The organism is Candidatus Enterococcus murrayae (genome assembly GCF_017315985.1).
In the GTDB taxonomy this organism is placed as follows: Bacteria; Bacillota; Bacilli; order Lactobacillales; family Enterococcaceae; genus Enterococcus_A; species Enterococcus_A murrayae.
In genome coordinates this window covers 1-13,515 of the sequence record NZ_JAFLVR010000067.1, presented here as the reverse complement: position 1 = coordinate 13,515, position 13,515 = coordinate 1, and the positions used below count along the sequence as shown (strand labels likewise).

8 protein-coding genes are annotated in these 13,515 nt (G+C 36.5%); 2 read left to right on the top strand and 6 right to left on the bottom strand.

Going from position 1 to position 13,515, the window contains the following annotated elements:
- Positions 1–155: 155 nt before the first annotated feature.
- Positions 156–1,106 carry a Gfo/Idh/MocA family protein gene (locus JZO85_RS20270; RefSeq protein ID WP_207110334.1) on the bottom strand — a complete coding sequence of 317 codons (951 nt, stop codon included), beginning with the start codon at positions 1,104–1,106 and terminating at the stop codon, positions 156–158.
- Positions 1,107–1,115: 9 nt separating this feature from the next.
- Positions 1,116–1,562 (bottom strand): pyridoxamine 5'-phosphate oxidase family protein, encoded by a 447-nt coding sequence (locus JZO85_RS20265; RefSeq protein ID WP_207110333.1) that lies wholly within the window; start codon positions 1,560–1,562, stop codon positions 1,116–1,118.
- A gap of 106 nt (positions 1,563–1,668) precedes the next feature.
- Between JZO85_RS20265 and JZO85_RS20260 the strand changes: the two genes are divergently transcribed.
- Complete coding sequence (locus tag JZO85_RS20260; RefSeq protein WP_207110332.1) at positions 1,669–2,598, top strand: helix-turn-helix transcriptional regulator; 930 nt, start codon at positions 1,669–1,671, stop codon at positions 2,596–2,598.
- Positions 2,599–2,748: 150 nt separating this feature from the next.
- Here JZO85_RS20260 and JZO85_RS20255 read toward each other — a convergent pair whose 3' ends face one another.
- The 4 genes from JZO85_RS20255 to JZO85_RS20240 form a co-directional block, all read right to left on the bottom strand.
- Positions 2,749–4,269, bottom strand: coding sequence for an FIVAR domain-containing protein (locus JZO85_RS20255; protein ID WP_207110331.1), 1,521 nt, complete (start codon positions 4,267–4,269; stop codon positions 2,749–2,751).
- A gap of 428 nt (positions 4,270–4,697) precedes the next feature.
- Positions 4,698–10,868 (bottom strand): SpaA isopeptide-forming pilin-related protein, encoded by a 6,171-nt coding sequence (locus JZO85_RS20250; protein ID WP_347401812.1) that lies wholly within the window; start codon positions 10,866–10,868, stop codon positions 4,698–4,700.
- Positions 10,869–11,371: 503 nt separating this feature from the next.
- Positions 11,372–11,731 carry a rhodanese-like domain-containing protein gene (locus tag JZO85_RS20245; RefSeq protein ID WP_207110329.1) on the bottom strand — a complete coding sequence of 120 codons (360 nt, stop codon included), beginning with the start codon at positions 11,729–11,731 and terminating at the stop codon, positions 11,372–11,374.
- 60 nt (positions 11,732–11,791) lie between these two features.
- Entirely contained in the window at positions 11,792–12,628 is an 837-nt protein-coding gene (locus JZO85_RS20240) for an AraC family transcriptional regulator (protein WP_207110328.1), read from the bottom strand.
- A gap of 417 nt (positions 12,629–13,045) precedes the next feature.
- On the opposite strand from JZO85_RS20240, the gene JZO85_RS20235 reads away from it, so the two are divergent.
- Positions 13,046–13,318, top strand: a complete 273-nt coding sequence (locus JZO85_RS20235) for a hypothetical protein (RefSeq protein WP_207110327.1) — start codon at positions 13,046–13,048, stop codon at positions 13,316–13,318.
- The last annotated feature ends 197 nt before the right edge of the window (positions 13,319–13,515 follow it).

Sequence of the window (13,515 nt, the reverse complement as noted above, 5' to 3'; positions counted from 1 at the left end):
ACAAAAGGTTGGGCTTTCCAAGCTATATTATCTTCTTCTCATTGAATGAGGTTAAAAGAATCATTGATCTATTAATGAGTCATATCTTTCATAAGAATAACTTATTTAAAAAGCATATTCATTTAGAATATGCTTTTTCGAGAATGTTTATTTAGTTAACTCTTTAATTGCTGCTCCAGTTCCATCACTAGTTTTAATGCTGGAATAGATTGTTCTAAATCTGTCAAACCCTTTTCACCACTGACGATTTTTCGCAATGAGTAATCCAATGAAGCAAAGTAATGATTGTGCTTTGGTAAGTCAATACTTTGAACTTCGTCATCGCTATATAGGAGCATTTCTGCCTTATTGTCACCTGCAGTACTCCAAGACTTTTCATAATAACTAAGTGTCGCTTCTTCAAAGAAAAGTTGCCAGCAACTTTGAACTGCATAGACTTTAGTTGGTAATGCGGAATTAGTCAGTACAATGGGGAGTCCATTCAAACCTTCTAATAGAGTCGATACTGCTGAAGAGTGTTCATCACGTTCTACTGCTGCGACTGATTTTACTTGTAGGTCACCAAGACACCAGGATAAAAAATCAAAATCGCTGTAACTCATTTCCATGGGTAGAGCATTCAATGGTAATGGATGATTGCCCCAAACTGGTCCGGCGGCATTCGTCATTGAGACATGACAAACTCTTCCATATTCTCCGGAATTGATCATTTCATGAGCTATTTTTGCAGGTGTGGTGAAACGATCAAATAAATCAACAAGCACTCGTTTCCCAGTTTGATGAGATACTGCTGTTAGCTTTTCTATATCTGCTAAAATGGGTGAAACTGGAATCTCACAAATGACATCTTTCCCATGCTCCATAGCTTTAATAGCAAATTCAACTTGTAATTTTGGCGGCAATGCGATCGTAACTATTTTTATGTCTGGATCAGTTAAAATATCTTCTAACTTCGTCGTACTAATCACTCCAAATTGTTTAATAATCGGATCTAGTGATTCTTGTTTACGGCTAAAGACGACAATTTCACTAACTAGTGGATGATTGACAAATGTTTCTACATGAACGACACCAAATCCTGTACCCAATATACCTATCTTCACCATACTCTCCTCCTATAACATCGCTCGAATTGCATGCGGTTTGAAATGCAGCAAGACATAATCGGCAGAGAGCGGACCCTCGGGATGAAATTCTGTCATCCATTCCTCCCATTTCTCTTTCTTTCGCTGATCATCTTCTATTACTTCTCCTGAACATTCCAATACCACATAACCAAAGCCATTTGTAATCGCGATTTCTGCAGTATTACAAGCTAGTAGATTTTTCACTTTTTGACTATTTCGATTGGTCTGCATATAGATTCCCCACAGTTTAGAATCTTGCAGTAGGTTAATCACACTTAGCCTTACGTGCTGATCTTGTTTAGTACCTAACATCACCGTATAGCTCTCCACACCTGTTTCAGTAAATACTGGAATGCCCTTTTGAACAAAATTGTTTACTTCCTCCGTAAATTCTTGAGGTAAATCTGCTAAACTCCCCATGTAATAAATACTCATAGAAAACTCCTCCTTCATTAAGTTAGTTTCATTCTAGCAAACAAACCACGACAACTAGCTGTCGTGGTTTAGTGATATACTTAAACTATCTATGGAGGTATTTCTTATGAAAATGGATCGTATTCTTTCAATTACGATGATTTTATTAGAGCGCGAACGCGTTAGTATTGGTGAATTAGCGGAAATATGTGAAGTTACTCCTCGAACTATCCAGCGTGACTTGGATGTCATCAATTTGGCTGGAATCCCAATCGTTTCCTATCCAGGTGTGGGTGGCGGGATTAGTATTTTAAAGAACTATAAGCTTGAAAAGCGTTTGTTTTCCACTGCAGATATCACAACCTTGCTCATGAGCTTAGGAAGCATCCGTTCCTCTATTTCTGGTGACGAGGTCGTGAATGCTCTCGCTAAAGTAAAAGGTGTCATTCCGGAAGAAAAGCGGAAAGAGATTGAAGCTAAAGCTAATCAATTGACGATTGATCTGTCCAGTTGGGTCGGAAATCCTTCACATCAAGAAAAACTAAATAGCATTCAGTTAGCGATTCATGATAATCTTTTTCTCCACTTTGCCTATAGTGATCGACTTCAACAAAAAAGCAAGCGCATCATTGAACCTTATAGAGTCATTTTGAAAGAACGTTATTGGTATGTGGAGGGCTACTGTTTGGACCGTCAGTCCTTCCGTGTTTTCAAACTTTCTCGTATGACAGAAATTAACATTTCAGAGAAACATTTCGAACCACGTGAATTTCATCCTGAATCCTCCCTGCAGCCGCATTTCAAAGATACAAATACTGTTGAAGTGACGCTTCGTGTAAATGAGCGTGTTCGTGAACAACTAGTTGATCTTTTCGGCGAAGAGCAGATAACTCAAGAAAGCGAGAATAGTTGGATTGCTAAGATCTCTATATCAAATGACGTAATTGGATATCGCTACTTGATTGGTTTCGGTCTTGATTGTGAATGTCTAGCACCACCAGAGGTACGACATAATTTAATCGATTATCTTTCCCAAATGCAAGCATACTATCAATAATGACAAAGAAGGAGGCTCGGAAAATTCCGAACCTCTTCCCTATTATTTTATCGCTCTTTTTCCAGTATATCGGTCCGTTTTCCAAAACTCATCCCCTGAACGACCCATTATAATATCTTTATCAGCAGCATTAAGCCAAATTTGCAAAAATTAAGTTGTTCGTTTACTTAATGCTGTTTGAAGAGCCGCGTAGCACTCGTTTACACGCTGTTGAGAAACATCTTCATCTGGAAGAATATTCCAAGCGTCAGTTATTGCAGCATGGTAAACTAGATAATCATCATAAGAAGAAAAATCTGCTGTACCAAGTTCCTTTGAGCTCTCATATAATGCTGTCAAATCCGTTTTATCTGCTTTAGCGATCAAATTGTCCAATGCACCTTGTAAATGATCCAATGCAGCTTTAGCAGTTTCTTCGATTGGACGTTCACCTGCCAAAATATTTTTGGCTTCATCTAGATATTTACTTAATTCATTCCATGTACTTGGTGTATAATCCTCTTTATTTTTTGTCAGACCAGTTTCATATAATGTGTTTAATTGATTGAGCAACTCTTGAGAGGCATCTGCTTTTGCTAAGTCTACCATCTGTTGCAATTCATTTAATGCATCATCGACTGCTTTCTGAGTGATATTCAGGTCAGACAATTTATTATACGCATCGCTATAAGCATTGTGAAACTTGATATATGTTTCATAATCAGCAAAATGTTGTGGGCCCATTCCCGTTGCTTTCTGATAGAGGTTTTGTAAGGCCTGGGTTTCTGCACGCTTAACTAATTCCTTTACAACTTCGTTCAAACTACTCAAACGGCTATCCACTTCCTTTTGAGTCGCTTCTTTTTGATCCATGATAGCCTTAGCTGCTTCTTTTTCTCTCATTAATTTTTCCCACGATATCGGTGTATAATCATCCTCTTTTAACTGACCTACAGTTTGCAATGTATTTTGAAGTTTATCTTTATTCACCTTATTGTAGGTAAAGACGACCTTTTTATTAGAAGCAATCTTCTTAATTTCTACAGTATCAGCTCCAACAAGATCATATCCAGAAAATTTTTCTGCCCTTGCAATATAATTAACGCCTTCCTTAATTTTAATGCTAAACTCTTTTAGAACTTTGGTTCCACTTTTATGAACGACCGTCACTTTGAAATAATCATTAGATTCATGATTCGCATAAAATGCTACTTTCTCGTCCCGCCAACCAACCTTTATTAAGTATTTCTGTTCATTCTGATTGATTGTGAAATTGTGTGTTCCAGCCTTAGCATTAGGATTGTATGCGCGGTAGACCGGAATACCGATAGGCTTATCCATGCTATTGATATCTACTGATTTAAACGCTTCTCCTTCTTTTCGCCAACCAACCTTTCCTAAATAATTGTACTCTTTCGTATCCATTGTGAAATGGTGATCTCCTGCATTAGGATTATATAATCGATAGACAGTTTTTCCACTGCTAGGTGTTTCCCAAGCTATTCCTTCATCGTGCCAGCCAACTCTAATCAATGTGTTTCTTTCACTTGAATTCTTCGTATAGAAATGTTCACCGCTGTTGGGATTGTAAACCCGATATAGTGTCTGAGAACTTGCCTCCGCCTCATTTGTTATAAAAAAAAGCGCCAAACCAGAAAGGAAAATAATGCTGAATAACAATCGTCTTTTCATAAAAGTTCCTCCTTCTATTCGTAATCGCTTACACATGAAATAATATAAGTTATTTTAACATGTGTCAAGACAGAAACTAATTTCATTGATTATTAGCTACGTCAGTCAATTAATATAGATCGTTAATTACAACATTTATCTGATATTAAATCCGTGAATCCTAACTGACATTTTTATTAATAATTAATTTTTCAATTAACCGTAGAATTAACTCGCTTATTATTTCCACAAAAATTATCAGTTACTATTAAAGTTTTTTTTCTATAAAGGGGCTCCTTCTGCACCAAGAAACACTTTCGTTCCAAGCATTTGTACTCATCTGAAAAATATCTACTGTCCAGATCATTTTGTCTTTGAATGATTGTTTTATATACATTTGAAGTAAAATTGCAAAGAGGTCTAAGCAAATCGCCTAGACCTCTTACTACTTAATTTTTTCTTTTAAAGTAAATACCCCCAACAATAGCAATAATTATTATCCCTACTACTAGCAGCAATGTGCTCCGCGTATCATTTGTTTTAGGATAATTTGAACTAGATGACTGAGCATTCCTATATGAATTCTTCGTATCTTTTGGTGTAGCAGGGACTCTTTTATTTACGAACTGACCGACATCAACTGTCTCGGGTTTATTTTTGTTAGCCGCCGAGATTTGGAACTTACGTCTCTCATGATTGATACTATAGCCGTTCGGTGCCTTTATCTCATCAAAATAGTACTTACCGGGCTGTAACTGTTCAACAGTTATTATCCCTTTAGTATCAGAAGTATACTTTCCAATAAGCGTACCATTATCTTTGCGAACTTCAAAAACAGCCCCAGCTAATCCTTTTTCTGATTCTGTCACCTTTTTCATTCGAACAGACCCCTGATAATTAATGAAATCTCCAAGAGCTATCGTCGCAGGCTTGCCAGTTGTGCTTCGGGCAATCTGAAAGTGGGGCTTTTCGGTATTGAGTAGATAGCCAGTTGGTGCTTTTGTTTCGACTAATTGGTACTTACCAGGAACTAACCCTGTCGCAAAAATTTTACCATTTTTATCAGAAATCAATATTTTGCTTTCTTTTCCTTTAGAGTCAAGTATCGTTTGAGCTTCTCCTTGACTATTCTGAATTTCGAATTCTGCTCCTTGAAGAGTTTTGCCTGCTTCATTTTTCTTAAGGAGTTGAACAGAGCCTTGATAATTAACAAAATCACCTAGATTAATCGTCTCAGGTTTTCCAGTTTGTTTGGTGATCTCAAATGGATGAGCTGTTTTATCCAAAATATATTCTTTTGGAGCCTTCGTTTCTTTCAATAGATAGTTTCCTTCGTTAATCCCTTTGAAGTAAATCTTGCCATTCTCATCAGAAATAATAGTATCCGTATTTTCACCTGCTTGATTGATTACAGTAACTGGCTTCTCTTTATCCGAGATATCAAATATTTGATACTCAGCTCCTGCCAAGGATTCTTTTCGTTCATTCATCTTATGACCAACAACTTCCACTTGGTAATTCTCGAAATCAAGATTATCAATAGTTGGATTCTGATCATCATTTTCTTGAACAACAAAATAGATAGGCTGATCATTAATGATGTAGCCTGGTGCAGGCTTTGTTTCAATGAGTTTGTAGTCTCCTGCACCTAGTTCAGATATATCTAAGACACCGTCTTTAGGGGTAATGATCTTTTTAACAAAATATTGCTCCCCATCGACGATATGATACAACTCAAATTCTGCTCCAGCAATCGAACCTCCATCACCTACTTTAGTAACCTGTGCCTTTCCACGGAAGTTTTGAAAATCGCCTATATCACCTACTTGTACTTTCCCATTTGATACTTCAGGAATTTCAATTTTTATCAGAGAAGGATTAATGACGTAATCACTACCTTCGGAAACTTCTGGTGCCTTTGTCTCTTGATAATAGTACGTTCCAGGAGATAACTCTTCAAATAGAACTTTTCCATCCGAATTACTTGTGGCCTTTTTAACCACAGTTGTTTTATCTTTTTTAAATAGCGTAAACTCAGCACCTTTTAACCCATCACCATCTGTATTGCGTTTCGTTAGTTCAAACGCCCCTTGGTAATTGATAAAATCACGAAGCTTGATTACAGAAACTTTTCCATTTTGGGAAGCTTTTATCGTAAATGGAATCGTTTCTTTGTTTAACATGTAACCATCTGGAGCTTTTATTTCCTCAAGCACATACTCTCCTGGCGCTAAAGAATCCATTTTCACCTTTCCAGTTTCATCGGAAATGAGCGGTTCTTGATTGACCACATCTCCATTGGAATCAAGTATATTGAATTCTGCTCCTTTGAGTGTATTTCCTTTCTCATCTTTTTTCAAAAATTCAACAGAACCTTGATAATTGGTTAATTCTAGTGGCGCGCCATCAGGTTGGGTAGTGACTGCAGTTGGTTTTCCATTTGCTTTATCTGAAATAGTAAATGGAACTTCTTGTGTATTTTGAATAAAACTATTAGGTGCTTTCGTTTCTACAAATTTATAGTTTCCTGGAGCCAAGCCAGTAACTATCACTCGACCATCATCTTGAGAAATCAATGGCTGCTGATTGACTTTTTCTCCTTGGCTGTTAATTACATCAAAGGCAGCACCAGAAAGCGAATTTCCTTGACTGTCTCTTTTAACAAGAACAGCACTTCCTTGGTAATTTTTATGTGAGACATGTACGGTCGGTATTTGATAATGACTGTTTCGATAAACTACGAAATAGGTTGGCCGTGGATCTAAAACAAAGCCTGTCGGAGCTTCTATCTCAGTCAATCGATAAACACCTAAAGCCAAACTGTCAACTTCAAGAAATCCTTCACTATTTGTTGTATCCGGACTCAACGGTACTTCTGTCCATAAGTCCGTTTCGAGGGCTAATGGACCAATTTTTTCTAACTTAAATCGTGCCCCTTTGGTTACACCATTATCTAATTTTATTGGATTTCCATTTTCATCTGTTTTTTGAAAAATTACTTTGTTCCGTTCATTCCGAATGATTGATGGTGCGGCATCGTTTGCAGAGGTATTTTCATTAATCGTTATACGACGACCAGCAACCAAATCATCAGAAATGGTGAATCCATCTGGTGCCTTCGTTTCAAACAATAAGTATTCTCCATAGGGAAGACTTCCAAATGTAAGTTGACCATTACTGTCTACATCGCCTTCTCTAAGCAGCTGAGTCTTCATTGTATTCCACAGCTGGAAGTGCGCTCCAGTTAAATGAGTCTTTCCATCAGCTTCTGTTTTCTGAATTGTCAATTTTCCCTTTTTCCCGTTTGCAGAACCTCCGCTATGGTTAATCTCGACGACCACATCTTGTCCATCACCACCAGAAACTATTTGCTCATTATCTCCTGTAACAGATAATTTATTGGATACAGTGTCCGTATTTCCACTCGCTGAAGAAGTGATATAGCTTCGATACTCTAACTGATAAGCAGTATCTATCTTATGAAGGAACTTGATTGTTAGTTGTTGTTTTCCAGTCTCATTGTCAGTTATCAGCTCAATAGAGTAATCTTTATCCAAGGTTAGAGGCTTATCCAGATTAGGAGTGATTGTTCCATCTGCAGCTACTGTTGTTTCATAAAGTTTGATTGATTCTTTATCGATCACTTGATTTTCAGTAGGTTCATCTGTGATAACTACATTTTCTAAAGTGGATTGAGAAGGATTAATGACCGCATGCCAGTTCACATAGTCTGGGTCCTGTTCGTCTTGTTCACCAGTTTTTTGAACAAATTCCCCGCCGTTTTTAATTCCTACTTCACCAATCACATCACGGTCGTCGCCAGCATTTTCATAGTGTGCAACATTTTCATATTGATTAGATCCTGCAATAATTTTCTCTTTTACAGATGTCTTAAATTCAATCATGTAGGTTGTGTCTACTTGATTAGGGAAATCAATCAAAATGGATTGATCGTTACTCTCTGAGGGTTCTTCGACTTTTCTCATTTGGTTATTAACAACGGTCTCAGGTTGTTTCTTTACTACTGTGCCATCCTTTTCTACTTCTGCTTCATAAATTTTCAGTGATTCAGAAACGTAGTCTTGATTCTTTTTGATGGCATCTTTTAATTGAGCATTTGTAAGAACATTTCCACTTAAATTGACAGCGATTGTCCACGTGATTTCTTTTGTTTGTGCGTTGTATTGACCGCTTTTTTGTGCGTTTAACTGATAGGGATCATTGGGTTTGAAATTTTGGTTATCCTCTGAATGGTGATCGTCACCGGATTCGTCCTTCCAATCCGCGGAAATACTATTTTTAAAGTGATCCAATTCTGGTTTATTAGGATCTAACAAAGTCACATCAAAATTTGTTTTGTAGGTTAATTTGAATTCATCTTCTGTTGGATTGTAATCTCCTTTAAAGACCACCTTAAATCCTGTTTCATTTCCATTGGCGTCTTTTAATAGTTGTAGTTCGTAATCCGATCCAGGCGTCAAAACTTTATTTGTTGTAACATCGCGTATTTCAAAATCAGGGGTCAAATCTGGTTTTATCGCCATTGATAGTCCTGGAATTGGTGAATACGTATCCGTTAATTCTAAGTCCTTCATATAATAATGATTTTTATTGACACTGATTGTCCATTGAGCTTTATGAGTAGAATAATCTACGTTAGTCAATTTTTTGATCACATTTTGTTGCTGAGCAGTACCTTTGTCGCTGTCTGTTTGCCCCGTACCAATCGAAACAGAATTATTTACCTGTGTTGGATCGGTTACTATACCATCCACTTTTGTTTGATATTCTACTTTCACTGCTTGGTCCATATCATGCAAAAACTTCACAACAAAGCCTTTGCCGTCTGGATTCGGTTCTAAGATGTAATCTTTTCCTTCAACTAAAGGGGTTCCCTTAATCTCATTGCCCTTATTATCAAAGGTGATTGGATAGAGTTTCATTGAATCATCTACTAGGTCCATATTATTACTGATAGTATCAATAATGGTCGCCTGATCTTTTGGTATATTTTTTTCGTTGTAATTGTAGTTTATTTCCCAATTGAACTGCTGATTATCAGCATCATAATTCGTCATATTTTTTTCAATTGTTTTCCCATAATTGGTAGTTACTGTCGCCTTCGCATCAAATCCATCTGGATCATTTTTATCGGTTAAGGAGGCTTTGTTTGTAAAACTTACCTTGCCACCATCAGTTGGTTTTATTGAATCATCTATGTCTGTTTGGTAAACAATTCGGTAGGCTTTGTTTGTATCTCCTAGAATTGTCACATTTCCATTAGAATCTACGGTGTATTCATCTGGACTCAATTCTCGACCAACCTCTTTAACTGATCCGTCTAGATTCATGACTAGTTCAGACACTTTGACTGATTTGTAGGTAATGCCATCCGGCCAACTTTCACTAACCGTGGGATCGGTTAAGTGATTCATTGATTGGTTGATATCCACGGTCCACTCGACACTAGAAGGATTGGGCGTTCGATCAAAATGGCCTTTTTTGTCAATTGACTTTTCTGTATCTGGATGTATTTCAATATCCACAGGAGGCAAATTATCTTCTACTGGATAGTGAATCGTAATATCACCTGGTCCATCAATATGTTCTTTATTGAAAAATGTGTCAAAATAAAATTGTCCATTGATATCACTTTGATTCTGAACTTCCTCAGTAAACGTAAATCGAACGTTTCCATTTTTATCAACAGTGTATGTCGCGTATACTTCGCCATCTTCATTTTTCAACTCTCCGCTGGCAGAATTTTTAGGTATCAATTCATCTGGCAATTGAAAATCAAAATAATCTCCGGGTTTAATTTGTTTTCTTACCTCTTCTGGAATACTCCAACTATAATAAATACGAACATTCGTATTCGGACCGACCGGAGGTTCAACAACATTTCCTTTATCATCTAAATACACTAAGTTAGAGCCAGTTAGAATCGTCCCATCACCATTAGGAAAATAGGTCCGAATATCGGTTGGCTCTTCCGCTCGAGTAACAACACTATCTTTTTTCGGCGATTCTTGACTTTTAAATTCTTTACTATCTTCCTCTGAGCTTCCTATGGTTTCAGAGCTGCTAATTGTAGTATTTGCAACCACGCTGCTCTTTATATCATCTATTGCTGTTGAACTCGAGGCTTCAGTGGAAGTCTGTTCCAAGGAATCTGGATGTTGATACACTAGACTCTGCCCTTGATACTGAATATCAAATTGACGCATTTGCTTGAAAGAATCCTGCTCCAATGTTAAATGGATCATTCCTTCTCCGCTAAAATCAGTCTGTACCTCGATGATTTGATTCTTTTCAACATTCAAGTCTATTGAATGCCCGTCTTTCTCTAATTGAGCTCGCTCAACAATTGGCTGAGAGGCCTCAAGCTTTGCAACTTGCTTTTCATTTAGCGCAGATACCTTAACATCCAATTGATTATCTGCATTTCCTTTTTCGATACTTTTTAAGGTTAATGCAGGTGGTGCCACTGTTTCCGCAATTGAGACCAAAGGCGTCAATGAATTTAACAGGATTAAAAAAGTCATAAAACTGTAAATGAACGTTTCCACGCTCTTTCTTCTTATTGCATGCTCCCCTAATTTTTCTCTATTTTTTTCCACCAAAATACCCATCCCCTTTAGAAGCTGTTTCAATTTAAACTAATATAAGAATAGACAAAAACTATAATAAACATGTAATAAAACGCTCAAAATACTCATGTTTTTAATCTCTTGCTTAATTCTTGCTAATCAAATTGAATTTCTTCACAAAATTTGACTTCTTACAATAAAATAGATTAGAGCTTTTCTTTAAACGGCACCATTTGAAAAGATTAAGTTAAACGAACAGTTTTGTCATCTCAATATTTTTATATCACTCTATATTAGATTGCTTTTCTAGGATGTACAGTCCCCCATAAATAATCATGTTTAATTACAAAACTTCTTCAATAACCACAACAAAAGAGGCTCCGATTATCCAGAGCCTCTTTCATGCAAATGATATACATTTCGATTGGTTTATTATTTTCCTATTCATACGAATTTCAAACATCACAACTCTTCACTCATCGTTGTTCGATAAGGAAAAGTTAACTTGATAAGACATTTCTATCTTGTTTCAATCAGATTTCCTGCATCGGTAATCCCATTGCCTTCCAAGCTTCATTTCCGCCGCCAATCTCTAATACTTGATAACCGTGATTTAGCAGAAGAATACTTGCTTGTTTTGCTAAAGTACATGCAGCATTCCATGTTACTACATAAATTAGTTTGGACTTATCAAGTTCGCTTAACCGACTTTCTAATGCCATGAGTGGAATTTGTTTCGCACCCACAATTTTTTCCTTCAAAAATTCTGGTTCGCCGATACGTACATCCACCACCTCAAACGCATCCTTGTTTTCTTGAATTCCCATAAATACTTCGATCGGTGTTTTCTGTGAGTCAATAACCGCCTGCAAATAATCCATTCTTTCCATCATCAATCGCTCCTTTGTTTTTGATAAACCAATCTTATCAGTTCAGTGAAGAGGAAACTTCTTCTACTTTGCTGTCTTTTGTAAAAAACGATTCTTTACTTTTCGTCTATTTCTTGCCAACTGCTGCTTAATCCCGTTTGCTAGAATATTGGGCAGATTAATGATCAGTGGCGGATCGCTAATCTTCCGCTCTCTTAAGTGGATAGTCAATTCTTCGTCCTTTTCCAACGGGAAAGTCACTGATTGCCCATCGCAGGCCCTCATGGCTTTGCTTAATTGGAAATAGCGGAAAGGATTCTTACTCCTCCTTACTCCGCAAGCCAACGGATAATAGGTCCCAGGAGACAGATGGTAAAAATCATACTCAAATTTCTTTACCCGACATCTCCCCATAATTGGTTGATGATTGGGGTTTGGCTTAAGAAATAATCCACTAAACACGATTCCCTTAAAATCCTCAGGTACTTCGATATGTACGGTCAATTTATAAGGACTAACGATGATTGGAAAATTGGGATTTCTGTAAAATAAGGAGTCATTGTCTTCATTGACGGCTTCTTGCTGCTTCACTAGTTCAAATAAATGATTCACTTGCTTTGCATAGGTTTTAGGTGACAGTCCAGTATTTTTAGTAAAAGTCGTTGTAAAGGTCCCAGGACTTGAATAGCCTGCATCCAGCTGAGAATTGATGACGGATTCTCCATTAACTAAAGATTCGATACCGTTTTCAATTTTAAGCGAAGAAAGATACTCGTTTGGTGAAATACCGGTAATCCTTTTGAATTCTCTACTAAAATGAAATTTGCTATAGCCAAAATGCTCGGCAACCTTTTCTACCTTCAAGCCTTCACAAGCGAATTTTTCCATATACGTAATAATTTCCTGAATACGGGGTTCCATTTTTATCCGCCTTTCTCTTAAATATGATGGATATTGACTAACTTTCAGTTTGATCATATCTTTTTTATATAACAACTGTCAATATAATAGCTTGTATAAAAAATCAGCATCACATTCAATATTTAAAAGGTTAATCCTAACCGAACAATAAATAATTATTTATATAATATAACGCATTGTCGCTCATCGATAAATTAAAACATAAGTATCCTTCCTTTTAGATTTCTCTTCACCATCAAATGGAAAAATATCATACAATTATTATTCGCAGTTTTAGCCTTTCTGACTTGAGTGTTCTTCTAAATAATTTTATGTGTTCTGATTCCTTCATTTTCTGAATTAAATAGTTGAATAAGCTATTATTTCAAAAGTTTTATTGCTAGAATGAAGCTATTAAATGTATCAAAGGAGTTAAAAATGAGAGGAACTATTTCAAACGATAAACGTGTTTATATTTACGAATCACCATTCCTAAAACAAGGAGAAAATGGCTTGAGCCTTAATCAATTACGTGCCATTTTCATTAAGACCTTTTTGAATAATCAGCGAGCAAAATATGTGGCGGAGAATTATGCTCTTGAAAAAGAAAAACGCAAAATCTCTATTTGGAGAAAAGATGGGAAAGTTTTATCAGAAGATGAAATACTTAAAATTGATATGATTGTTCCTCAGATCTTTGAAACGAACTAGCCTTTGCTTCGATAAGTCACAAATTCAATAGCTGCCAGTAAAGACCGACAATCTGAGGTAAATTGCCGGTCTTTTCTATAAGATTTTTGCTTACAATATAATAAGGTCTCTTCAGTTCTTATCTTGAGCCCCTAATATAGATTAATGAAATAATTTGTTTGTATGTTTGAAAGTTAAACGTAAGCGTCATATACCAA

Coding starts and splice junctions, on each gene's coding strand:
- JZO85_RS20235 (WP_207110327.1), top strand. CDS start 13,046: ATGAGAGGAACTATTTCAAACGATAAACGTGTTTATATTTACGAATCA.
- JZO85_RS20255 (WP_207110331.1), bottom strand. CDS start 4,269: ATGAAAAGACGATTGTTATTCAGCATTATTTTCCTTTCTGGTTTGGCG.
- JZO85_RS20240 (WP_207110328.1), bottom strand. CDS start 12,628: ATGGAACCCCGTATTCAGGAAATTATTACGTATATGGAAAAATTCGCT.
- JZO85_RS20245 (WP_207110329.1), bottom strand. CDS start 11,731: ATGATGGAAAGAATGGATTATTTGCAGGCGGTTATTGACTCACAGAAA.
- JZO85_RS20270 (WP_207110334.1), bottom strand. CDS start 1,106: ATGGTGAAGATAGGTATATTGGGTACAGGATTTGGTGTCGTTCATGTA.
- JZO85_RS20265 (WP_207110333.1), bottom strand. CDS start 1,562: ATGAGTATTTATTACATGGGGAGTTTAGCAGATTTACCTCAAGAATTT.
- JZO85_RS20260 (WP_207110332.1), top strand. CDS start 1,669: ATGAAAATGGATCGTATTCTTTCAATTACGATGATTTTATTAGAGCGC.